This window comes from Mesorhizobium sp. M1A.F.Ca.IN.020.06.1.1 (assembly GCF_004023265.1).
Taxonomy (GTDB): Bacteria; Pseudomonadota; Alphaproteobacteria; order Rhizobiales; family Rhizobiaceae; genus Mesorhizobium.
The window spans coordinates 1-768 of sequence record NZ_RZSR01001555.1 but is presented as its reverse complement, the minus strand read 5'-3'; the positions used below and the strand labels follow the sequence as shown (position 1 = coordinate 768).

At 68.4% G+C, this 768-nt stretch carries 1 protein-coding gene and 1 pseudogene; both read left to right on the top strand.

The genetic code is table 11. The features are described 5' to 3' along the window. Positions 1–241: pseudogene (locus EOA60_RS35495) on the top strand (8-amino-7-oxononanoate synthase); the annotation flags it as partial. Continuing rightward, a partial coding sequence (gene bioD / locus EOA60_RS35490) for a dethiobiotin synthase (RefSeq protein WP_128312756.1) occupies positions 238–768 on the top strand: 531 nt, incomplete at its 3' end. The pseudogene EOA60_RS35495 and the gene bioD, both read left to right, overlap by 4 nt.

Genomic DNA, 768 nt, shown 5'->3' with positions numbered 1-768 from the left:
GCGCTGCGGCATCAAGCCGAGCGGCTCGCAGATCCTGCCGGTCTTCGTCGGCGACAATCGCCGTGCCATGGCGCTGGCCACGGCGCTGCAGGGACGCGGCTTCGACGTGCGCGGCATCCGCCCGCCGACCGTACCCGAGGGCACCGCCCGGCTGCGGGTCTCGCTGACGCTCAATGTCGAAACGGCCGATATCGCCGATATGATCGAAACGTTGGCGGAACTGAAGCGCATCAACATATGAGCAGAACCTTCATCATCACCGGCACCGATACCGGCATCGGCAAGACGGTTGTCGCGGCCGGCCTCGCCGGCCTGCTGGGCGGTACCTACTGGAAACCGGTGCAGTCGGGCCTTGACGGCGAAACCGACAGCCAAGCGGTCGCCCGCCTCGGTGAATTGCCGCCCGAGCGGATCCTGCCTGAAGCCTGGCGCCTGACGCGGCCATTGTCGCCGCATCGTGCCGCCGAGCTCGAGGGCGTGACCATCGACCCCGACCGCCTCGCCCTGCCCGAAGCCGAACGTCCCTTGATCGTGGAGGGCGCCGGCGGCCTGATGGTGCCGCTCACCCGCAAGACGCTGTTCGTCGACGTCTTCGCCCACTGGCAGGCGCCGGTGGTGCTGTGCGCACGCACCGCGCTCGGCACGATCAACCACACGCTGCTTTCGATCGAGGCGCTGCGCCGCCGTGACATACCCTTGCTCGGCGTGGCCTTCATTGGCGAGGCGATGCCGGATACGGAGTGCACCATCGCCGGCACGGGTCAGGTG